Origin of the sequence: Corallococcus exiguus (assembly GCF_009909105.1) — a bacterium.
Taxonomy (GTDB): Bacteria; Myxococcota; Myxococcia; order Myxococcales; family Myxococcaceae; genus Corallococcus; species Corallococcus exiguus.
In genome coordinates this window covers 249,196-271,640 of record NZ_JAAAPK010000009.1, presented here as the reverse complement: position 1 = coordinate 271,640, position 22,445 = coordinate 249,196, and the positions used below count along the sequence as shown (strand labels likewise).

The window sequence follows — 22,445 nt, the reverse complement described above, 5'->3', positions numbered from 1 at the left end:
AGTCCCTCGGACCATGCCCGTCTGCTCACCAGGCGAGCGGTCAGCGCAGGCGCTCGGCCTTCTGGCGGGACTCCTCTTTCAGCTCGGGTCGCACGTCGGCGGCGGTGGAGCGCGCGTAGCGCTCGTAGAGGTCGCGGGCCTCCAGGTTGCGGCCCAGCGCGCGGTACGCCTCCGCGAGTCCGTACAGTGGCGAGGCCGCGTCCGGCTCCAGCTTCAGCGCGAACTGGTAGTCCGCCGCGGCCTCCGCGTAGCGCCTCAGCCCGATGTTGGCGCTGCCCCGCGCGATGTACGCCACGGTCAGGAGCGGCTCCTGCTGAAGGGCCTGCGACAGCGTCTGGAGCGCGGGCGCGTAGGCGCGCTGGCTGATGTGCTGGACGCCCTGCTCGTAGGCGCGGCGCGCCTGGGCCCGCGTCGTGTCCGCCACCGGCCCGGAACCGGGCATCTGCCCCACGGCCTGCGGCGACGCCCCGAGCTCGCCCTGCTTCACACGCGCGCGGGTGATGTTGTCCTGCGCGCTCTGACGGATGGCGGCGTCCTGGGTGAGGCGCGACGCGGCCTCCCACTCCTCGATGGCGCGCGCGTAGTAGCCGAGCACCGCCAGCGAGTTGCCCAGCTTGAAGCGCGCCTCCACGTGAGCCGGTGCCGCGTGCTCCGCGTCGAGGAAGGCGAAGGCGGCCTCTCGGTAGCGGCGCTCGCGCATCAACGCGTCCCCGTCGCGGATCCGCATGGCCGCCAGCACGGCCTGCGACGTGCGCTGGGGCTGGGACTCCAACGGGCCGGGAGCCGTGTCGGTGGCCGGGCCCGGTGCGCGCGCGATTGGAGCGGCGGGCTTCGCCTCGGGGGCCGGGGGCTGAGCGCTGGGGCCCAGGGCCCAGGCCGGCACCGCCAACGTGCCAAGCCACACCACCGCCGAGACCCCGAGCTGGAACCTGCGCGTGCGAACCATGTCCCTCTCCCGTCCTGGCCCCCGGCGGGCCAGGACCACTGCGGCCTGCGTCCTTCCTAGCTGCGGAAGGGGTTCTGCAGGAGCACCGTCTCGCCGCGGTCGGCGCCCACGGACACGCACACCACGGGCACGCCGCTGACCTCTTCCACGCGGCGCACGTAGCGCTTGGCGGCTTCCGGCAGCTCGTCGAAGGTGCGCACGCCGGCGATCTTCTCGTCCCAGCCGGGCAGCGACTCGTAGATGGGCTTCACGCGCGCCAGGTCCTCGTAGTCACCGGGCAGCTCGGTGACGCGCTGGCCGTCCAGTTCGTACGCGTTGCAGATGCTGAGCGTCTTGATGCCGCTGAGCACGTCCAGCTTGGTGAGCGCCAGGCCCCACAGGCCGTTGACGCGCACCGCGTAGCGCAGCACCACGCCGTCCAGCCAGCCGCAGCGGCGCGGGCGGCCCGTGGTGGCGCCGAACTCGTCGCCCACCTTGCGCAGCCGGTCTCCCAGCTCGTCGCTCAGCTCCGTGGGGAACGGGCCTCCGCCGACGCGCGTGGTGTACGCCTTGCTGATGCCCATCACCTTGTCGATGGCCGTGGGACCCAGGCCCGAGCCCACCGCGGCGTTGCCCGCCACGCAGTTGGAGCTGGTGACGAACGGATAGGTGCCGTGGTCCACGTCCAGCAGCGTGCCCTGCGCGCCCTCGAAGAGGATGCGGGCGCCGCGGCGGACCTGCTCGGAGAGGAAGAGGGACACGTCGTGCACGTAGGGGCGCAGCCGCTCGCCCAGGGCGGAGAACTCCGCCAGCACCTGCGGCGTCTCCAGCCGAGGCACGTCCACACCCGCCTGGGCGCAGAGGTCCTTCAGCTCCTCCAGCGCGGCGGGCAGGCGCTCGTCGATGCGGCGGCGCAGGCGCTCCGGGTGGAGCAGGTCGCGCACGCGGATGCCCCGGCGGGCGACCTTGTCCTCGTACGCCGGACCAATGCCCCGCCCCGTGGTGCCGATGGCGCTGCCACCGCGCGCCTTCTCACGGAAGCTGTCCAGCAGCTTGTGCCACGGGAAGATGACGTGGGCGTTGTCGGAGATGAGCAGCTGGGCGTCATCCTTGAGGAAGCCGCGCGGCTTGAGCGCGTCGATCTCCCCGACGAGGACGGCGGGATCCACCACCACTCCGTTGCCAATGACACACGTCTTGCCCGGGTGAAGGATGCCGGACGGAATCAGGTGCAGGACGGTCTTCTGCCCACCCACCACCAGCGTGTGCCCCGCGTTGTTGCCGCCCTGGAAACGGACGACCACCTGGGCATGCTCGGTGAGAAGGTCGACGACCTTGCCCTTCCCCTCATCTCCCCACTGCGCTCCGATGACGACGACGTTCGGCATGGTGCCCGCCGCTTAGCACGCGGGAGGGGCCGGGTGACAGTGTTCCGCGAAGCCGCAGTGAAGGGCCTGGCAGGCCGCCCTGTCCCACCCCGGCCATGCCCGGGACATTTCGGCCTGGACAAGCGCTCGGACGCCCTCGGCCAGCCGGCGCACCGCCCCCGCGTCGGCGGATCCGGCCGGGAGGAATTCCGGCTCTGGGGAGGCGTCGCCCAGGAAGGCCACGCCCACCCGCACCGCCACCCCCTCGCGAACCATCCGCGCGGACGCCAGGGCAAGTGCCGTCAGCTCATGGACACACGCGGCCGGGCCCAGGGGGTGGCGAGCACCCGGGCGAAGGAGCACCGCCACGGCCTCGCCGTCCGGCGACTCCCAGAGCAGATCCACCGCGCCCTCCACGCTGGCGCTGTCATCCAGGTCCAGCACGAAGTCCAAGCCCCGGTGGATGGTGGACGCGGGCACCGCCGCGAGCTGGCGGGCGAACGTCGTGTCCAGGAAGCGCTCCACGGTGGCGAGCACGTCGCCCAGGTCGTCCTCGTCCGGATCCCGGCCCGCGCTCCGCAGCAGGTTCTCCAGGTGCGCGCGCCGCTCGGAGGCCTCCACGTCCGCGCCCGCGAGTGACAGGTCCACTTCGCGTAACAGCCGTGTGACGAGCTGGTCCGGACGCTCCACGGGCAGCCAGCCATCGGGCTCCACGAAGAGGGGCGCGGCGCGCGCGGGGGCCTCCCACGGTTCGGATCCGACGGCGAGCCCCAGTCGGTGGAGCTGGTGGTAGCGGCGAGGACAGGTGAGGAAGTCCTGGACCGCGCGCACGGAGGCGACCGCCGGGGCGTCGGTGAACACTTCGGCACCGGCGCCCGAGGCTTCGACGGACATGCGCTCCAGCGCGGACTCCAGGCGGATCCGCGCCTGTTCGAGCTGCTCCTCCGTGGGCGGCTCCGGATCCGCGGGCGGCGGCAGCTGCTCCACGTCCAAGTCGTTGGCGAGCGCACGCAGGTCCGGATCCGCGTCCAGCCGTCGGTCCACGCGATGCCACCACGTGTCCGTGCCCGCGCGCTTCTCCTCGCCGCCGGACAGCACGAGCAGGTCCTTGGCGCGCGTGAGGGCCACGTAGAGCAGGCGCAGGTATTCGGCGTCCTCGCGGGCCTTCAGCTCGGCGCGCACGGCCTCGAAGCGTTCGGAGGTGAAGGTGTCCAGCGAGTCCGGCATCCACGGCCGCAGGGCCAGGCCGAAGGAGCGCTCGAAGTACGCCCGAGCGGACGTGGTGCGGCGGCGTCCGCCCATCCCGGGCACGATGACCACCGGCCACTCCAGGCCCTTGGCGCGGTGGATGGTGAGCAGTTGCACGGCGCGAGGGTCGCCCTCGTCCAGCAGGTCCGCCTGGGCCTCGTTGGGGTCGGAGTCCGCCAGCTGGCGCAGCTCGCGCGCGAAGGCCACGCAGCCTCCCGTGCCGCGCTCGTCCCTGCGCGCCGCCAGCGACAGGAGCTTCTCCACGTTCGCGCTCGCCTGCTCCGCGTAGGGCGAGCCCGCCAGCGCTTCGCGGTAGCCGGTCGCGTCCAGCGCGGCTTGCAGGAGGGCATGCACGCCCAGCCGATCCCTCTCTCGCCGTAGCACGGGGATGAGCTCCAGGAAGCGCGCGAGCCGCGACTGCTCACGCGCGGACATGGCGGCGCGGACCTCTTCATCCACCAACCGGGCTGAGCCGAGCGACAGCGGCAGGTCCCCCGCGAGCCGGAACAGCGACGCGTCCGACAGGCCGACCAGCGGCGAGCGCAGCACCGCGGCGAACGCCAGCGCGTCGTCCGCGTCCGCGAGCAGCGCCAGCAACGAGGCGAGGTCGCGCACCTCCTGCGCCCCGTAGAACCCGCGGCCTCGCAGCACCCGGTGCGGCACGCCATGGCGGATCAACGCCTGCCGGTACTCCTCCAGGTGCGTGAAGGTCCGGAAGAGCATGGCCACGTCGCCGCCGCGCGCGGGACGCAGGCCCTTCTTGTCCTCCGCCATCACCGCCGGCGGAGCACCCGGCGCGAGCATCACCCGCAGCCTGCGGGCCACCGCGTCCGCTTCGTACTCGCGCAGCTCCGGGGCGGTGTCGGCCTCCGGCAGGGTGAGCCGCTCCACCACGCGCCCATCCGCCAGGTCCGGGCGCGTGGGCGACAGGTCGTCCGTCTCGGGTTCGTAGACGACCTCGAAGGGACGGGGCGTTGACTCCTTCGCCACGAGCAGCCCAGCGAACGCGCGGTTGAAGAAGGACAGGACACCGGGCAACGAGCGGTAGTTGTTCTGGAGGAAGCCGCGCATGCCGCCCTCGGCGTCAATCTTGTCCGCGAGGACCTTGAACACGGACACGTCCGCGCCACGGAACTCGTAGATGGACTGCTTGCGGTCACCCACCGCGCACAGGAACGCGGGCTCCAGGGGCAGCGCGGTCACGAGGTCCGCGTCCGGCGCCAGCTCGCGCGGGCCGCCTTCGCGCTTCTCCGACAGGAGCAGCACCAGCTCCAGCTGCAACCGGTTGGTGTCCTGGAACTCGTCCACCAGCAGCGCGCCCTGCCGCTCCTGCACCTGCTGACGGAACTCCGGATGGTCGCGCAGCAGGTCGCGCGCCTTCACCAGCAACGAGGTGAAGTCGAACACGTTGCGCCGGGTCAGTTCCGCGTCGTGCCGCTCCTCCACCTGGGTCAACAGGTCGCGGAAGGTCGCCTCGAAGGGCGCCGTGCGCCACGCGGCGTAGGCGTCCTCCAGCCGCCGCACGGAGCCGTCGCTCTTGCCCTTCACTCTCCAGAGCAGTTCCTTCAAGCACGCGCCCGCGCCCTTGCGCAGGTTGGCCAGGTTGCGCGGCTCCGACAGCAGCACATTGCGCAGCGTCGGGAAGTGGGCCGGCTGCATGAACGTGTCCGGCGTCATGCCCTTCAGCGCGGGCTCGGCTGCGGACAGGAGGTTGCTCCACTCGCCCTTGGTGTCCTGGGCGCGGGCGTCCAGACAGAGGCGGCGGCAGTCGTCGATGAGGGCTTCGAGCTGCGCCTTGTCCGCCACGCCGTCGCCCACGCGCGCGGTGGCGGCCTTGAGGCCCTCTTCGCGCAGCGTGCCGTAGACGTCCATCAGCGCGGCCACGAGCCCGTCGGAGAAGCCGGAGCCGGAGAAGCCCAGCTCCGCGCACAGCTCGCGCACGCGCGCGTCGCCGCCCTCCAGCGCGTCCAGGACGACGCGTTCGGTGACGTCCTCCAGCAGGCCCGATGCCTCCAGTTCGTCGAGCACCTCGAAGGCGGGATCAATGCCCACCGCGGGCGGAGCGCGGCGCAGGAGCTGACCGCAGAGCGAGTGGAACGTGCCCACCGTCGCGGCGCCCAGCTCCTCGCGCACCTTGCGCCACGCGTCCTGCGTGGGAAACGGGCGCTCCAGCCTCGCGAGCGACGCGCGCAGGTCCTTCTCCGCGTCGAGCGGGACGTCACCCTGGGCCAGCGCGTCCAGGCGCTCGCGGACGCGCTTGCGCATTTCGGCGGCGGCCTTGTCCGTGAACGTGAGCATGCACAGCCGGGAGGGACGCAACGGATCCGCCTGCCGCGCTCCCGCGAACAGGTGCAGCGTCATCGTGACCAGGCTGTACGTCTTGCCCGCGCCCGCGCCCGCCATCAGGGCCAGGTTCTTCTCCAGCGCGAGCATGTGGGGCGCGGTGTCGCTCATCCGCTCCTCTCGTCCGAGATGCGGCGCTCGGTGATGCGGCACACCGCGCGGTAGCCGCACTTGCCGCAGTCATTGGGCCGCGCCGGGAAGTCACCCTTGCGCAGCTGGCGCACCAGCGACTCCACCGCGTTGGGCAGGTTGAGTCCGGCGGCGTCCGCCACGCGCTGACGCACCTCCGGGTCGGTGGACAGCAGGTCCTCCAGCTCCGCGGGCGGCATCACCGCCGACAGATGGATGGCATCTCCCGTGCGCAGCGAGAACCACGCCGCGTTGCGCGCGCCCACGTGGCCGGCCTCGCGCGCGGCGTAGAGGTACAGCGGGAGCTGGAAGTCCGAACGCAGCAGGTTCTCCTTCAGCGTGCGCTTGTCCAGGCGGCCCGTCTTGTAGTCGATGACGCCCACTTCCACACCGGCCGTGTCCAGCCGGTCGATTTGCCCCTCGAAGACGATGGCGTCCTCCGCCACCATCAGCTTCACGTCGCTCCAGCGCTTGTCCTCGGCGGCGGGGCCGAAGCGCAGCTCGAAGCCCTCGGGCACCAGCGGATCAAACGGCAGGCCATGTCGCGGATCCGCGAGGATGCGCCGGGCCATGGCCTGGGCCTTCTCGCCCGCGAGCTTCCACAGTTCGTGGTGGCCCACGTGGTACAGCTCCGCGAAGTGTCGGCTGGCCTTCTTGACCGCCTTCTCCAGCACTTCCTCGGGGATGTCCTCCGGCGCCTGACCCAGGAGCTTCTTCTCCTTGAGCGCCTGGAAGACCTCCTCCATCACGCGGTGCCAGAAGGTGCCTCGGCCCCGAGCGTCGAACTCCTCGTTGGCCACCACGGGCTCGGCCACCTTCAGGCCGTATGCGACGAAGCCCTGGAAGCCACAGTTGCCGAACTTCGACAGGGCGCTCGCGGACAGCGGACGCTCCAGGCCGAAGTGGAACGTGTCGCGCAGCTTCTGCTCCAGTTGGGGGCCCTGCACGCCGCCGGTGAATTCGCCGGGCAGTTCGTCCTCGCGGCCGAAGAAGCGCAGGCGCGCGGCCTCCATGTGGGCCAGCTCGCGGGCGCTGCGGAACCAGTCGTCCGTGCCGAAGCGATCCTTGAGCACCTGTCCCGCGGGGTCCGGCTCCGTGACACGCAACGACGGGAACGACAGGCCCGCCAGCGCCTCCAGCGCCACGGTGCGCCGCAGCTCCGGCAGCGTGAGCACTTCGTCCAGCGGAAGCACCGGAGGCAGCGTGCGCGTGGACCACTTGTGGCCGGTGAGCCGGCGCACCTCTTCCAGGAACGCGGAGGGCACCTGCTCCTGTCCGCCCGAGGCCTTCACCGCGAACGACAGGCTCAACGAGCCCTCCGCCGCGGCGAGCGCGCTGGCGAAGAGCAGCCGGTCTTCCGTGAGGCGCCAGGGCGCCCGGTCGTCGAACTCGCCGCCGGTGAGGCGGAACACGTCCCGGGTCAGGTGCTGGTTGAGCGCCACGCGATCCGCGTCTCCGAGGAGCGGCGACGGCGGGTCTCGCCCGGGGAGCCGGCCTTCGGTGAGCCCGGCGACGAAGAGATGCCGGAAGGTGCGGCCCGGAACCTCCGACAGGTCCAGCACCTCCACCGCGCCCGTGGACGGGCCTCGCGCGGGCAGGTGCACGTCGCGCAGCGCGTCCGCCAGCCACCGGCCCAGCACGCGCCGGGTGATGCGGGGACCTCCGCCCACGGCGCGCAGCGAGCGCAGCAGCGCCTCCATCCGTTGACGGAACGCCGCGAGCGCCGCGTCATCCCGGGCCCTCGCGTCCTCGATGCGCGCGCCCAGGGACCCGGCCTCGCGAGCCTCCAGGGGCCCCGCGGAGTCCAGCAGACCCAGCCGCTCCACGACCTTCCACCACGCGGCGAGTGCCTCCGCGGCGGGGGCCTCCTGGGGGATGTGGCGGCATTCGTCGATGAGCCGCATCACGCGGTCGCGCAGCGCGCGCACGGCCATCACCTTGACCGCGTCCTCCTTGCGCTTGCCGCCCTGCGCGGCCATCCGGCGCGCGAGCCCCTCCAGGCGCACGTCGTAGGCGCCCTTCCCTCGCGTGGCGCCCAGGCGGTCGTCGCGCGCGGCGGCGAGCGCGAAGAGGGTCGCGGGTGCATCCGGCCCACCGCGCGACAGCGAGGGCACGTAGCGGCTGGAGACGAGCTCCGCCACGCGTTCGGCCGGGAATCCGTCCTCCATCAGCACCGGCAGCTCCAGCGCCAGCCGCACCGGCCCCGCGAGCGCGAGCGGTTCACCCCACGGCAAACGCACCGGTATGCCCAGGTCGCCCAGGGCCTCCGCGAGCCAGCCCGCCTCCGGGCCCAGGTCCCGGTACGCGATGGCGATGTCGCCCGGCGCGCTGCCCGCGTCGATGAGGCGGCGCACGTCGCGAGCCACCACGCGGGCCTCTTCGCGCGCGTTCGTCGCGTTCCACACGGACAGCCCGTCCACCGCGCCCTTCAGCGCGTCGCGAGCGGCGCGGGGCGAGAACAGGTGCCGGCCCAGGTCGGTGAAGGGGCGGCCCTCGAAGGTGACGTCCGCCTTGAAGAGGTCCACGTGGGGCATGGTTTCGCCCCGGTTCTCGAAGGCGCGGAACAGCGCCGCGAGCGCCGCGTCGGCCACCGGCGAGCCGCCCACCGGCGTCTCCACGCGCAGCGACACGCGCCGGGCCTCGCACGCCGCGGCGAGCCCCATCAGCAGCTCCAGTTTCGACGGGCGCACGTCGTAGACGCCGTGGAGCACCAGCCCCGTCACCCCGTCCCAGCCCGAGGGCCACGTGCCCCGGTCCAGCGCCTCACGAGCCCCCCGGAGCACGTCCTCGCGGTCCGCGAGCCCCAGCTCCGCCAGCCGCTGTTCGTACAGGTGATAGAGCCGGGCGAGGACCCGCGCGCGGGTGCGACGCTCCGGAGGCAGCACCTCCGCGGCGTCCTGGAGTTCGCGAGGGGAGAGCCGGCCCGCCTTCAGGTCCAGCAGCACGTCCGCCGCGGCGCGGGCGAAGGCGGGCTCGCGTACGTAATCGCCGAACGGCGTGGGGCCGAGCGTGGCGCCCAGGCCAGCCACCACGGCGCGGGCGGTCATCGCGGGACAGGGCCGCCGGTTGAGCTCGCGCGCCCCACCCAGCGCGTGGACGAAGTCGTCCCACGTGAGCAGGTGGGTCCCCACGGAGATGCCCCGCGCACGCCGCTCCGACCGCAGGGCAGCCTGGCGGCGCGCGGCATCAGGGAAGACGTGGAGTGTGCGGCCAGGACGGGGCATGCGGGGCGAGGACTCTAGAACGGCCAGGGGCGCCGTTTTCATGCTCCTTTCTGCGCATTCCCACACCCTGGCCCGTTGTCCGCTCGCCTGCCGCCCTCGGAACCCGGGAAGTCCAAGGACGCAAGCCTTTCCGCCCGACCCGGGACAGCTCCGTTCAGGCTGGAGGCGCCCAGGGCTCAGGACCTGTCCGACAGTCGGACAGGTTCTGGAACACCGCCGCTGGAGCCGCGCTGCTGCGGGAACCTGCCCGACAAGCCACCAGGGGCGCCTGGGCGTGAGGCTCCTCAGGCGATTCAGCGCGCGGAGAGGAAGTCCTCCACCTCACGGGCGAGCAGCGCGGGTGCGGAGACGTGGGCCACGTGGCCGTGCCCCGGCAGCACTCGGAGCGACGCGTGGGGGAGGACTTTCGCCAGGGCATGGGCAGGTTCCGCGAGAAGCACCTGGGGACTCTGGTCGCCCAGGAGCACGAGGGTGGCGGTGTCAACGGCGCGGAAGCGCTCCACGCCCATGGGGAGGTCCGCCACCGCGCCGATTTCGCGCAGGAAGGTCTCCATCATGCCGAGCTGCTTCGCCCACTGCGGCGTCTGACGGAAGGCTTCGAGTTGCTCCGGCGTGAGCATCCGGAAGATGTGGTGCTGCGCGGCCACGAGCGCCGCGTCCGGGCCCTCGTGCTTCCAGGTCGTCCGGACGAGTTCCACGGCTTCGCGCGCGATGAACTGGGAGATGGGGAATGGAGGTTCATAGAGCATCAGCCGCGCAGGGGACCGTCGTACCGCCGCTTCCAGAGCGAGGATGCCTCCCAGCGAGTGGCCGAACAGTGCGGCCCCGGGCCCGGCCTCCTGCATCAGCGCGAGTACGTCCTCGACCTCACGTTCCAGCGTGTACGCCGCTCCGTCCGCGCTGGCGCCGCGTCCGCGCCGTTCCAGCACGAAGTTCGTGAAGCGCGGGGACAGCCGCGACGCGACGTCGCGCCAGTCGCCCCACGTGCTGAGCGTGCCGCAGATCCAGACGAGCGCGGGCCCTGCCCCGTGCCGGAAGTACGACAGCGACGTGCCGTCCGCGGAGGTGAACCGGTGCTGGGTGAACGCCGATGGTTCCTTCTGGACCGTTCTGTCCGAAGGCTCGCGCCGGCCGGAACTGGAGGTGCTCATGCAGCCCGCGAGCACCATGGCCGCTCCCGCGCTCAGCATTCCGCGACGGGAAACAGTGCCCTCACCCGACACGTGACGTTGAGCCTCTGGCTCCCTCGCAGCGATGCAAGTGCCTCCGGACTCTGGCTTCTCATCAACCAATGCGAGGTGCTGCTCCCCGGGCTCTCGCACGGAGACACGAGTGAGCCCGGAATCCGACCTCTCATCCGCCAACGCGCGCTGTTGAGCCTCCAGTTCGCACACAGCGATACGCGGGCCTTCGGAATCTGGTTTCTCATCGGCCGACGGGCGGTGACGAGCCCCAGGCGCCCGTGTGACGGTGCGCGCGCCTTCGGACGAGGGTTGCGGCTCTGGCTCACGATGACCGGGCTCTTCGGGTGGCACATCGCGGATGGACGACTGGAGAGTGAACGAGGGTGGAGCCTTCCGTGGCGTGGACATGGCGCGTGTTTCCTTTCGCCAGCATTCATGCGGTGGAAAAGGCGTGCGCGAAATGCCCCTGTCTGCCACCTCACTCCGGACATTAAAGTCCTGAATCAACAATCCCGGGAGGAATGCATGGAGAGCCTGTCCGCCATCGGCGTCTTCGCCCGCGTCGCGGAAACCGGCAGCTTCGCCTCCGCGGCCCGCGCGCTGGGCATCACCCCTTCCGCCGCGAGCAAGAGCGTGGCCCGCCTGGAGGAGCGCCTGGGCACGCGCCTCTTCCAGCGCACCACGCGGCGCATGCATCTCACCGAGCAGGGCGCCCGCTTCCACGAGCGCTGCGTGCGCGCCCTCACCGAACTTCGCGACGCGGAGTCGGAGCTCGCCCACGCCGTGCGCACCCCTCGCGGCCGCGTCCGCGTCTCCGTCCCGGAGATGCTCGCCCTGCGGCTCATCATCCCCAACCTCCAGCGCTTCCGCCGCGAGTACCCGCACCTGGAGCTGGATCTGGACGTCAACGACCACGTGGCCGACATCGTCGGAGACGGGCTGGACGCGGCGGTGCGCTGCGGCGAGCTCACCGACTCACGCCTCATGCGCCGCCGACTGGGCCCCAAGCGCTTCATCCTTTGCGCCTCTCCCTCCTATCTCCAGGTGCACGGCACGCCGCGCTCGCTCGACGCAATCCAGGAACACGACTGCATCCGCTACCGCTTCGTGTCCACCGGCCGCGTGGAGTCCTGGGCCTTGCGCCAGCCCGCGGGCGCCCCCTCGCCGCGCATCCCGGAGACCTTCGTCTTCAACAACAGCGAGGCCGTCACCCACGCAGCCCGAGCGGGCTTCGGCATCGCCCAGTTCGTGGAGCTGATGATCCGCCCGGAGCTGGACGCCGGCACGCTGCGCCCCTTCCTCCGCGAGCACTCCCTGGAACGCGGCGCGCTGTGGCTGGTGTGGCCCCAGGCCCGGCGCACCCCGCCCAAGGTGAAGGCCCTGGGCGACTTCCTGGCGCGGCTCGTCGAAGAGGACGAAGCCGGGGCGCGCTGAGCCCGCACCACCCGGATTGCGGGAAAAGGGCGGAGCGCCCTTATGCTCCGCCGCCCCATGCTTGCTTCCTACCGGACCCTCGCCACCTTCTGCCTGCTCGTGCTGGCGCCGCTGACCCCGGCCGCCGCACAGGACACCTCCGACGCGCCGCGCGCGCTGCGCTTCAACTGGACGCGCGACGGCATCATCACCGGCACCGCGGGCGTGCTGTGGATCTCCACCGAGTCGGTGTTCAAGGACAACCTGGCCCCGGCACAGTGCCGCTGGTGCGACCGTGCACCGGACGGCACTGACCGGCTCAACCGCCTGGACCGCTGGGGCCGAGGCATCGCGGGCAACACGGAAGCGTCCCGCAAGCGCGCGGACACCTGGAGCAACATCATCGGGTTCGCGGGCCTGCCGCTGGGCCTGCTGGGCACCCAGTACGCAGTGGGGCGCAGCAGCGGCGCCTCCAAGGAGTTCTTCGCCCAGGACGCCACCATCATGGTCCAGAGCGCCGTCCTCGCCTCCGTCGCCAACCAGGCCGTGAAGTTCGCCGTGGGCCGCGAGCGGCCCTTCGTCCACGTCCTCCCGGAGGCGGAAAAGGGCCTCACCGCGCACCCCACCGACAACAATCTGTCCTTCTACAGTGGCCACACCAACCTGGCCTTCTCCCTGGCCGTGTCCGCCGGCACTGTCGCCACGATGCGCGGCTACAAGCACCAGGCCGTCGTCTGGGGCGTGGGCCTGCCGCTCGCCGCCTCCGTGGGCCTCTTGCGCATGGGCGCGGACAAGCACTACCTGTCCGACGTGATCACCGGTGCCGTGCTGGGGACCGCGTTCGGCGTCGCCGTGCCCCTGCTCCTGCACGGCCGCGTGGATGACACCCCGCCCGCCAGCGCGCGGCCGTCCTCGGTGTCACTCAACCCGATGGTCGGGACCCAGATGGTGGGCCTGTCCGGAGCGTTCTAGCCACGCTCCGCCAGAAGTTCGCGAATACATCCTGCGCGGCGGCAAGGCACGGACGGATGCGTCCTCGATCCATCGGAGCATGCGCGCCTCTCCAGGGGTCCGCGCAGAGCCTCATGAATGACAGCGAGCATGAAGGGCTGTCGTCGCTCACGAAGCAGGAGGGCATGGGGAATCGGCCATGGACCGCCAGAAGCGTACGGCCCAGCGCCCCAGCGAAGCCCAGGGGTCCATGAAGCGTCTCGCCCACGTTGCGACACGCCCCGCGGAGGATTCAGCGGGAACCAGTGGGTCGAGCCTCGGGCTGATGGAGGCTCCCTCCGGAGGCGAAGCGCCAAGACATCTCTGACAGTCGGCCAGGTCTTCCCAGGCAGCGCCCATCTCGTCCCGCCCTGCGTGCTCCCCACCAGCCTCACAGGAGACAAGCCCCGGCGCGGATGAAGCCACCCACTGCACGCTGTCCGACTCCACAAGGAGGGCCTGCACATCGAGGCAAGGTGCAATCCCAAGTGGCCCGGTGTCCTCGGCGATGGGCGTAAGGCAGCAGAGGCCATGAGCATCAACGCTTGGGCATACCTCCAGCGTCTCGGACGGCTCAATGGTTGGCGTGGGAGCTCCGATGCCACGACTCTCCCCACAGGGGCGTGCCTCCGGCGCATCATCCTGCTCGGCGGTGGACGCGACGCATTCGGCGCCACTCGCCTCAATGCAAGGACATGCATCCAACGCTTCGACTTGCGTGGTGGCTGACGCGGGGGCGCTGGCGCAACGCTCCTCAACGCAAGGGCGTTCCGCCGGCGGTTCCTCCAGCCCGTTGGCTGACGCAGGCGCACCGACGATGCCTTCTTGAGTGAGGTGGGCCTCGGGGGACGCAGGTTCCTGGGGCGCAGGGGCAAAGGCATTCAGCACGCGCTCATCGCGCGCCTTCAGCAGTGCCGGCAGCTCATGCTGAAGTGCTTGCACGTCACGCTCGTGCAGGATTTCCATTACGCGGAAGGCCCACTCGCGCAGCGCGTCGCCTCCCATAAGCGGCAGCAATTGGGCTGCACCTCCCAGGAATGCCCGCTGCAGGGACTGAACGAGGAGCACGTGCCCGGGACGCGCCGCCACCCGCGCCGCATGCCGCAGCAACTCGAACTCGGCCTGCGCGCAGGTTTCCCCCGACTCCCAGCGCGCCGCGTCCTGGAGCTGGTAGCACGTGCTCCCCAGCCGGTCCAGGTCGAGGTCCGAGGCCTTCGCGCAGCAGTCGGCCAGCAGCTCCACCAGCACCTGCCGCTTGAGGCTGAAGTAGCCCTCCAGAAGCCACCGGGCATCCGGGTTGCTCGCGTCATGCAGCGCCAGCCCCAGATTCTCCAGCGTCAGCGACTCATCCAGCGGCACCGCGCGCGTCTTGCGTCCGGAGCGCTGCACCACCAGGCCTCGCGCCGCCAGCCGCCGCAGCGCCTCGCGGATGGTGCCCCGACACACCTCATAGCGGCGCGCCAGCTTCGCTTCGGAGCCGAATTGTCCGCTCGGGTGCAGACGCCCCAGCGCGATGTCGCGCTCGATTTGCGCCTCCACATAGGCCACGAGTCCTCGCCGTTCCATCCCCATTCCCCTTCCTCGTCACAGCATCGCCATCCAACCACAGGGGTCTGACATGGACGTGCGGGCCCACCCTTCTCATTGCCAGCCAGGGGGCACCCTCCGGGCCCGGTCGGAGAAAAACCTGTCCGACTGTCGGACAGGTTTTGAGGCAACCGGTCCCGGGCGGGCGCCTCCGTCCGTTGCCCCAGTTCGGGCGGTTCCGGACTTGGGAGGCTTCAGGTTCGCTTGAATGCGCTGGCGTCGGGCAGGCCGCTGCCGCTCAGGTCCGCGCCCATGGCGGTGAGGACTCCGGAGAAGATGTCCGGCTCGTTGGAGGTCACCTTGCCTGGTTGGCGCTCGCCGGTGCGCGCGTCGAAGCCGTAGGTGAGGGTGGTGTTCGGATCCACGCCTCCCAGCACGGTGTTGCCCTTCACCATGGGCGACAGCAGCAGGAAGCCATTGTTGAGGTCGTGGCCCGAACCGAACTCCGTGGCGCCGGAGGGGCGCGGACGCGTGCGGCCGAACTCCGTGGCCACGTAGATGAGCGTGCGGTCCCACATGGACTCGCCTGAGTTCGCGTCGAATGGCTCCGCCTTGAGCAGCGTGATCAGCGAGTCCACCGTGGACAGGATGCGCGCCCACATGAAGGCCTGTCCGCCCCGGTGGTCGTTGTGGCTGATGTCGAACGCGAGCGGTGGATTGGCGATGCCGTTGGGCCCGCCCACCGCGACGTTGAAGTCCGGCCCCAGCGTCACCGACACGGACACGCGGTACTTGAGCAGCAGGAACGCGAGCGCCGCCTGGCCCTGCACGGGATCCGTGAAGAAGCCGGGGAAGACCTCTCGCAGCCGCGCCCCGTCCGGTGAGCTCTCCAGCCCATACTTCGACAGGGGAATGGACGGCAGGTTCGGCAGGACGTTGAGCTTCGTGATGAGGTCCAGGGCCTCCAGCTTCGGTTGCTGCACGCCGCGCTGTTCGCTCCAGCGCTTCAGCGCGCCGCTGTCCTGGAATGTGCGGCCGAAGATGGACTTCTGGTCCAGGGCGTCCCGCGTGCTCCGAGCCAGCGCGATGACGTCCTTCGACGGCGCTCCGGCGATGCCTCGCGAGCCATCCAGGCCCAGGGGCCACAGCGACGGGTTGACCACGGGCTCCCCGAAGCAGGACAGGGGCAGGCTGTCGTCGGTGCCGCGCTCGGCGTAGCCGCCCGTGCCCATGTTGACGTTGGGCAGCGGCATGCCGCCTCCCCACTGGAGCGCGACGGCCTCCTGGAGCGTGCGGCCCCGCCACGCGCCGTTGCCGGTCAGCGAGCGCTTCTGCGCGATGCCGTGATTCACGGACGTGCCCACGGAGGTGGCCACCAGCATCTCGCTCGCGTGCTTCTTCACGAACGCCAACTGGTCGGTGTCGACCGGGATGTTGATGCTGCCCATGCGCGAGTTGCTGTACTTCACCGCGCGGAAGGGACTGTCCGCCACGCCCTGCACCTGCGCGTCCGGGAAGGTGTTGAACGCGGCGGCGTTGGAGGACTCGGATTGGCGTACCGCGAGGAAGCTGTCCACGATGGACGCGCCCCCAGCCGCCCCGATGACGATGAGGAACTTCGGCTTGCCGTCGAGCGCGTCGCGCTTGCGGCCCAGCTTCTCCAGGGACTCGGGCGTCTGGAGCGAGTCCCGGCAGCCGGAGAGGAAGGGCGCGAGCGTGGTGCCCGCCGCGCAGAGTGACAGTGCCCGCAGCATCTCCCGGCGCGACAGCCGGCCGGTGGTCTTGAGGGTCATGGGAGGGGTTCCTCAGTAGAAGACGGCTTCGGCGGAAGAGAAGACGGCGAGACACGCGGCCTGCATCCACGCGACTCCTGGCGTGGCCACACCGGTGGCCTGTACATCGGCGGACAGACGCACCAGCGTGTCCCGCTCATCCTGGGTCGGGTCGCGCAACCACGCTCGGCGCACCAGGGATGTCACCGCCGTGGCGACAGCCGGGCTCGCTGCGTCCGCCAGCTTGCCGTCCGCGCTGAGGACCACGTTCTTGAACACCACCGCGGCGGCGGGCGTGTTCACGTCCAGCGCGATGCGTGCGTTGCAGGCGGAGAGCACGGTGCGCTCCACTGCGATGGGCGTGGTTGCGCCCGTGACGGGGGCGGTCTCGTAGACGCTGTGCTGATAGGGGTCCACGCCGCCCAGCGCTACGCCGTGCACGTTCTGGCAGGGGTACTGACCCAGTTCGTTGCACACGGACGCAGCGGGCAGCTCCAGCGCCTGGGCCAGGTCGAGCGACAGGCGCTCGGGGCCCTTGAAGCGCAGGTTTCCCTTCTGGGACTTCGCGACGCCACCGTCCCATTCGGGCGTCACGCCGGGGTTCGCGTCCGGTCCCAGGTCGGCGGCGGGGGGGAGCTTGTCGGAGCAGCCCGTGAGCAGCAGACAGGTCAACAGCAGGCGTTCAGGGCGCACCGTAGGCCTCCGTGCGGATGAGCTCGTGAAGCATCTTCTGCACGCGGTACGCGTGCGTCGTGCGGAAGGCCTGCCAGGTGCGGACGAACTCTTCGTTCTCTTCTGGCAGGGGCGCGTGGCCGACGAGCAGCTTCCAGTAGTCCGTGACGGTGGAGATGGCGAAGGCGTCGCTGTTGGCGGCGACCCGGGCCCACTCCATGAGGTTGTTCACGGGCTGGCCCAGGATGACGCCCTGTTCGGGCGTGTTCTTCAGCGTGGCCGCTTCGTTGGGGAAGATCAGCTCCAGCCGGTTGGGGATGTAGCGGTTGGGCAACCCGCCCAGGCCGTTGTAATTGCGGTACGGATACGACAGCGGATCCAACGTCGCGTGGCACGCGGCGCACTGGGGCGCCTGGACGCCCTTGGCGTCGTAGTCGCGCGGCTCGTTGGGGACGCTGTGCAGGCCCTCCTGCTTCGCGATGTCCAGGCCCAGATACGCGCGGTACATCTGCGAAGCGGCGTTGCGTGGCAGCGCGGTGAACATGACGAACGAGGTCAGCGTCCACGCGCTCGTCATGTTGCCGGCGCGGCGCGAGGCCTCCACGAACTGGGAGGAGAGGCTGTTGGCGGTGGTGTACGTGGTGGGGCTCGAGCCCGAGCGCTTCACGTAGAAGCTGGCGGTGAGGACGTCGCGCGCGTCGTGGTCGTCCGTCTGGGACCAGGTGAAGAGGGCGTAGTCGTCGTAGTAGTCAGCCAGGGGAATGATGCCTGCGTCCTCGCCGGACTTGATGGAGCCGACGGGGCGGATCTTCGGGTGGGCCACCTTCCAGAGCTGCCCGTGCTTGCCTCGCCAGAAATCGGACTGGAGGCAGCGGTCCAGCTCCTGGTCGATGAAGGCGCGCTGCTTCTCCTCGTTGCCCAGCTCCAGGAAGCCGACCACCTGGGCGTAGGTGGGGGACGTGCCGCAGAAGTCGCTGAGCATGCGGCGGTACGCGAAGCGCGGGTCGTACTGGCAGACCTTGAACTGGGGGTTCTCTCCGCCGCCGCAGACGCCGCTGGGCGGGACGCTGGTGGCGTCACCGGGGAGCGAGCCCTGCTCGACCTCGAACTGGTTGGGGGCGCCGTCGCCGTCGGTGTCCGCGGCGGCGATGGCGCGCAGCGCGGCGGGGAGGGCGGCGGCGAAGTCCGCGTCGGAAAGGGGGCGCGGCTTGCCAGGGGCGAGGTGCGGCTCCAGCGCGGCGCCGTAGCCGTTCCGCTGGGGCGGGGCCACGTGGCAGTACGTGCAGGCGGGCTGGGTGCCCTGGCATGCGGGCGCGGTAGGGTACTCAGCGCAGAAGGTGCCGGGGCCGGTGGGCATGGCCACGGCCTGGGGGGCGAACCCGAGCAGCAGCAGCCCGGGCAGCAGCCATCGGCTCGGTGTTGGGAAGGGGAGGGGCACGCGGGCTCCGGGAACGGTTGCTGTACGGACACCCCAACCCGGAAAATCAGAAAAGGTTTCGGCGATTCGTGGGCGCCCGGCTCACCAGGGCCGCCGCTCGATGAGGTGGCGGGCCTCCGGCGAGGGGGCGAGGAAGGACACGGGCGCACCCGCGACGCGCTCGAGTTCTTCCAGGTGGTGACGGGCCGCGTCGGTGAGCTGGTCGAAGCGCCGTGCGGCCCAGTTGGTCGCGGCCAGGTCCCCCGCGAATATGAGCGCCAGGTCCGTGGGTGCATTGAGGGAAGCAGCCTCGCGCAGCCCCACCCAGTCGAACGCGCGGCCTTCCGAGCGGCACGCCAGGACCACCCGCCGCACCCGCCCCGGCGCGATGCCCGCCGCCTGGATGCAGCCGCTGGCGGAAGGCCCCTCGCTTTCGACGAGCACGTGGTGTCCTCGGGCGAAGGCGTCCTCCAGTTCCTCACGTGAGGGTCTCGGGTCTGGCCCGTCTGGTCGAAACAGCACGGCGTAGTGAGGCGCGAGCTGCGCCGTGAGGGGCCGCGTATCCACACCGTCATGGGGCCCCGGGACGATGAGGTCCACGAGCCGTTCGCCAAGCCGTCCATAAAGTCCGAGCCGACTGGCCACCCGCACGAGTACGGCGTCGGGTGGAGTCCTCGCCGTGTCGACCACGAGCTCCGCGAGCGAGGCCAACGCGTGCACCGCACGCTCGGCGGAATGCGCCCAGGCCGCTTCGAAACTGTCTGGCTCCGCGTCGCGCCGCGCCTGCTCCGGTTCCGGCGTTTCCAGGTGGACGTGCACGACGCGGAGCCCTGGGCTTCCGCGCAGGCCGTCCAACTGTGCCTCGCTGCTCGCGGCATCCACGATGATCAGCCTGGGGGCGTCCAGGCCGTGGCCCCGAAGCGCGGCGAGCACTCCGTCCGCCAGCCAGCGCCCTCCCGTTTCGCGGTCCAGCGCGACGGTCAACTCCTGGCGCGTGCGCCGGGAACCGTCACCGCCATGCTTCCGCAGGAAATCCTTCGAGTGGAGATGCAGCGCGACGAACCGCCGCGCGAGCCCCTGCGCGAGGGTCGTCTTCCCCGCGCCAATGGGCCCCGACACCACCACCACCGTGACCGCCATGGCTTGCTCCTCCCAAGGAGGAACACCCTAGGAACCCGGCCGCGGTGCGAACCATCCCCCGTTGGAGGGAGGCCTCAGCGCTTTTCGGAGACGCGCACCCAGTCCACTTCCATGGTCTGCGGTGCGTTGCGCAGCAGGTCCGCGGTGGCCTGAGGCACGCCAAAGTACGGCTCCTTCGCCTTGTTGACGCCCTCCGGGTAGCCGCCGCCCACCGCGAAGTTGAAGATGATGAAGAGGGGCTTGTCGTAGGCCCACGCGCCGTGGCGCTCCACCTCTTCACGGGTGGACGTCTTCACGCGCTCCCCGTCGATGTACCAGTGGATGGCCTCCGGCGACGACTCCACGCCGTACTCGTGCCAGTCGCTCACCGGCGTGCGCGGAAAGAAGCGGCCGTTGATGGGCGTGTTGCCGCTGTATCCCGGCCCATGCAACGCGACGGACACCCAGTCGCCGTAGCCAACGTTCTCCATGATGTCGAGCTCCCCGCACGCCGGCCACCCCGCCGTGTGGATGTCTCCGCCCAGCATCCAGAACGCCGGCCAGAGCCCCACGCCCACCGGCAGCTTGATGCGCGCCTCGACGCGGCCGTGCTTGAACTCCCGCTTGCCCGCGCTCTCCACCCGGCCCGACGTGAACGGGTATCCGTTGGCCGTCTGCATCCGCGCCGTGAGCTTCAACGTGCCGCCGCTCACCGACACGTTGTCCGGCGACGTCGTGTACTGCTGCTGCTCGTTGTTCACGTGCACGTCGGTCTGGATGCGCCAGTTGCTCGCGTCCACCTCCGTGCCGTCGAACTCGTCACTCCACACCTGGACCCATCCGTCCGCCGCGCCAGCCACTGTTCCCGCGCGCTTCGGCGCCCCCGCGCACGCCATCAGCCCCGCCACCAGCGCCCACGCCGTCACCGTCCTGTACGTGCTCGTCGCCATCGTCGTTCCTCGAAAGGGAGCCATCTACTGGAGCGTCCGCCGGTCCACCGGCGCTTCGGGGGGCTCGCCCCGGTACGGCGTGGCCGGAGGCATGAGCAGCGATTCGTGCAGCCGCCCCTCCACGTCCACCGTCACGTCCACCACGGTCTGCCGCACGGGCTCCACGCTGCCGTCCGCGTGCAGGAGCACGCCGCCTCCCTGCGGAATGCCCAACGCCCGCGTGGGCAATCCCATGCGCCGGAGGGCGGCTTTGAGGCCGGGCCACTCGGGCGGCTCGTGCACGCCGATGAGGTAGGGCGCGAGGCCCAGCACCGGGAAGGGCTCGCCTTCGCCGGGCAAATCTTCACACCACGCGCCCAGGCCCAGGTGCATGGCCCCGGCGGACACGCCCATCAGCACCGCGCCGGACTGATGCCGCTCGCGGAGAATCGAGTCCACGCCGTGGGCCTGGAACGCGTTCCATCCCACGCGTGGGTCACCGCCCGCCAACAGGATGACGTCGGCGTCCTTCAGCCACGCCAGGTCCTCGCCGGACGGCGCGGCCGGGATGCTCCGGCAGCGCGTGAGCCCGATGCCCTCCATGGCCGCGACGAAGATGTCGTAGAACTCCGGCACGTCACCGTTGGACGCGCCCAGGTACGCGGCCTTCACCGGAGGCACACGCAGCTCCGCGCCGGTGAGCACGCGCACGTAGTCCAGGAAGGGGCGCCCCTCCACGCGCCAGAACAGCGGAGCGCTGTCAGCCAGCAGGAGGAGGGGCGGAAGCGTCATGCCGTTGAGCCTACCGCCACTGGTAGGCGCGCACCCAGTCCACTTCCATGGTCTGCGGCGCGTTGCGCACCAGGTCCACCGTGGACTGCGGCACGCCGTAGTACGGCGTCGAGGCGCCATTCACACCGAAGGGATAGCCACCACCCACCGCGAGGTTGAGGATGATGAACAGCGGCTTGTCGTAGGCCCACGCGCCGTAGCGCAGCACCTCCGCGCGCGTCGTGGTCTTCACCAGCGCCCCGTCGATGTACCACTTGATGTCCGAGGACGAGTACTCCGTGCGGTACACGTGCCAGTTGCTCACGCTGGACGACGGGTAGAAGCGGCCGTTGATGGGCGTATTGCCGGAGTAGCCCGGGCCGTGCAGCGCCCCGGACACCCAGTCGCCGTAGCCGACGTTCTCCATGATGTCGAGCTCGCCACACGCGGGCCAGCCCACGGAGTTGATGTCATTGCCCAGCATCCAGAACGCCGGCCACAGGCCCGCGCCCACCGGCATCTTGATGCGCGCCTCGATGCGGCCGTGGCTGAACTCGCGCTTGCCCGCGCTCTCCAGCCGGCCGGAGGTGAACGGGTAGCCGTTGTTCCACTGCAGGCGCGCGGTGAGCTTCAGCGTGCCGTTGCTCACGGAGATGTTGTCGCCGGAGTTCGTGTACTGCTGCTGCTCGCTGTTCACGTGCACCGTTGTGTTGGGCGCCCAGTTGGCCGTGTTGACGCTGTTGCCGTCGAACTCGTCGCTCCAGACCTGCACCCAGCGGTCCTCGCCACCACCGCCCACGACGCCAAAGGAGAACGACTCCCAGCAGCCAGCCGTGGCACGGTTGGCGTACAGCGGCGCGCTGGCGCCCAGGTTTGTGTCCGCGGACACGTACTGGCCGGTGCTCTTGGCGCGCAGGCCCACGGAGCCGTCCGCGAAGGGCACCCAGGTGAAGCGCTCCCAGTCACCCACCGCCGTGCGGAAGCCCGTCACCTGACCGCCCGCGTTCGGATCCGCGGACACGTACAGGCCCGTCTCCACCACGCGCAGCGAGATGAAGTCGTTGCCCGCGTCACCTACCTGGAACTGCTCCCACCCCTGCGCGCTGTCACGGTTGGCGACGAGCGGCGCGGTGGCCCCCAGGTTCCGGTCCGCCGACACGAACTTCTGCGTGGTGCACGCCTTCAGCCACACCGTCTGGCCCAGCGGCGCCGCCGTGGCGGACTGCTCCCGCTCCGCCACCACCGGCGTCGTCAGCATCGAGTCCTGCGCGGGAGCGGAACCCCCACCACAGGCCGTCAGCCCCAGCACCGCCGCCAGCGCCCACAGCGTCTTCCCGGCTCTCGTCGCCATCGTCTTCCTCGAAGGTGTGTCCAGCTCCGACAGGGAGCCGGGACCCGCCCCACTTAGACCAGAG

At 70.7% G+C, this 22,445-nt stretch carries 15 protein-coding genes; 2 read left to right on the top strand and 13 right to left on the bottom strand.

Annotated elements, in window-relative coordinates; genetic code table 11:
- Positions 1 to 40: 40 nt before the first annotated feature.
- The 5 genes from GTZ93_RS29895 to GTZ93_RS29875 form a co-directional block, all read right to left on the bottom strand.
- Positions 41 to 946 (bottom strand): tetratricopeptide repeat protein, encoded by a 906-nt coding sequence (locus GTZ93_RS29895; protein ID WP_139915985.1) that lies wholly within the window; start codon positions 944 to 946, stop codon positions 41 to 43.
- Positions 947 to 1,002: 56 nt separating this feature from the next.
- Positions 1,003 to 2,313 carry an adenylosuccinate synthase gene (locus tag GTZ93_RS29890; protein ID WP_120566437.1) on the bottom strand — a complete coding sequence of 437 codons (1,311 nt, stop codon included), beginning with the start codon at positions 2,311 to 2,313 and terminating at the stop codon, positions 1,003 to 1,005.
- A 12-nt stretch (positions 2,314 to 2,325) separates the two neighbouring features.
- The gene (locus tag GTZ93_RS29885) at positions 2,326 to 5,994 is read right to left on the bottom strand and encodes a UvrD-helicase domain-containing protein (RefSeq protein ID WP_139915984.1); all 3,669 of its coding nucleotides are present in this window, start codon (positions 5,992 to 5,994) and stop codon (positions 2,326 to 2,328) included.
- Positions 5,991 to 9,236, bottom strand: coding sequence for a PD-(D/E)XK nuclease family protein (locus tag GTZ93_RS29880; protein ID WP_139915983.1), 3,246 nt, complete (start codon positions 9,234 to 9,236; stop codon positions 5,991 to 5,993). Before GTZ93_RS29880 ends, GTZ93_RS29885 begins: the two co-directional genes overlap by 4 nt.
- Positions 9,237 to 9,529: 293 nt before the next feature.
- A complete protein-coding gene (locus GTZ93_RS29875; RefSeq protein WP_161663153.1) occupies positions 9,530 to 10,387 on the bottom strand; it encodes an alpha/beta fold hydrolase in 858 nt (285 codons plus the stop codon).
- 558 nt (positions 10,388 to 10,945) lie between these two features.
- Here GTZ93_RS29875 and GTZ93_RS29870 point away from each other — a divergent pair.
- Positions 10,946 to 11,854 (top strand): LysR family transcriptional regulator, encoded by a 909-nt coding sequence (locus GTZ93_RS29870; protein ID WP_161663152.1) that lies wholly within the window; start codon positions 10,946 to 10,948, stop codon positions 11,852 to 11,854.
- 57 nt (positions 11,855 to 11,911) lie between these two features.
- Positions 11,912 to 12,805, top strand: coding sequence for a phosphatase PAP2 family protein (locus tag GTZ93_RS29865; protein ID WP_139915980.1), 894 nt, complete (start codon positions 11,912 to 11,914; stop codon positions 12,803 to 12,805).
- 147 nt (positions 12,806 to 12,952) lie between these two features.
- On the opposite strand, the gene GTZ93_RS42990 is transcribed toward GTZ93_RS29865, so the two are convergent.
- The 8 genes from GTZ93_RS42990 to GTZ93_RS29825 all read right to left on the bottom strand — a co-directional run bounded on the left by GTZ93_RS42990 (position 12,953) and on the right by GTZ93_RS29825 (position 22,381).
- Positions 12,953 to 14,395, bottom strand: a complete 1,443-nt coding sequence (locus GTZ93_RS42990; RefSeq protein ID WP_261778901.1) for a GntR family transcriptional regulator — start codon at positions 14,393 to 14,395, stop codon at positions 12,953 to 12,955.
- 209 nt (positions 14,396 to 14,604) lie between these two features.
- Positions 14,605 to 16,143, bottom strand: coding sequence for a DUF1501 domain-containing protein (locus tag GTZ93_RS29855; RefSeq protein ID WP_139916998.1), 1,539 nt, complete (start codon positions 16,141 to 16,143; stop codon positions 14,605 to 14,607).
- Positions 16,144 to 16,155: 12 nt separating this feature from the next.
- The gene (locus tag GTZ93_RS29850) at positions 16,156 to 16,815 is read right to left on the bottom strand and encodes a hypothetical protein (protein ID WP_257979082.1); all 660 of its coding nucleotides are present in this window, start codon (positions 16,813 to 16,815) and stop codon (positions 16,156 to 16,158) included.
- Positions 16,805 to 18,232, bottom strand: a complete 1,428-nt coding sequence (locus GTZ93_RS29845) for a hypothetical protein (RefSeq protein WP_139916996.1) — start codon at positions 18,230 to 18,232, stop codon at positions 16,805 to 16,807. Before GTZ93_RS29845 ends, GTZ93_RS29850 begins: the two co-directional genes overlap by 11 nt.
- Before the next feature lie 81 nt (positions 18,233 to 18,313).
- Complete coding sequence (locus GTZ93_RS29840) at positions 18,314 to 19,351, bottom strand: AAA family ATPase (protein WP_139916994.1); 1,038 nt, start codon at positions 19,349 to 19,351, stop codon at positions 18,314 to 18,316.
- 74 nt (positions 19,352 to 19,425) lie between these two features.
- A complete protein-coding gene (locus GTZ93_RS29835; RefSeq protein WP_121753763.1) occupies positions 19,426 to 20,280 on the bottom strand; it encodes a glycoside hydrolase family 16 protein in 855 nt (284 codons plus the stop codon).
- A 24-nt stretch (positions 20,281 to 20,304) separates the two neighbouring features.
- Positions 20,305 to 21,051, bottom strand: a complete 747-nt coding sequence (locus tag GTZ93_RS29830; protein WP_158624405.1) for a Type 1 glutamine amidotransferase-like domain-containing protein — start codon at positions 21,049 to 21,051, stop codon at positions 20,305 to 20,307.
- Positions 21,052 to 21,061: 10 nt separating this feature from the next.
- Positions 21,062 to 22,381: a family 16 glycosylhydrolase gene (locus GTZ93_RS29825; protein ID WP_139916993.1), complete on the bottom strand. Its 1,320-nt coding sequence runs from the start codon at positions 22,379 to 22,381 to the stop codon at positions 21,062 to 21,064.
- Positions 22,382 to 22,445 lie beyond the last annotated feature (64 nt).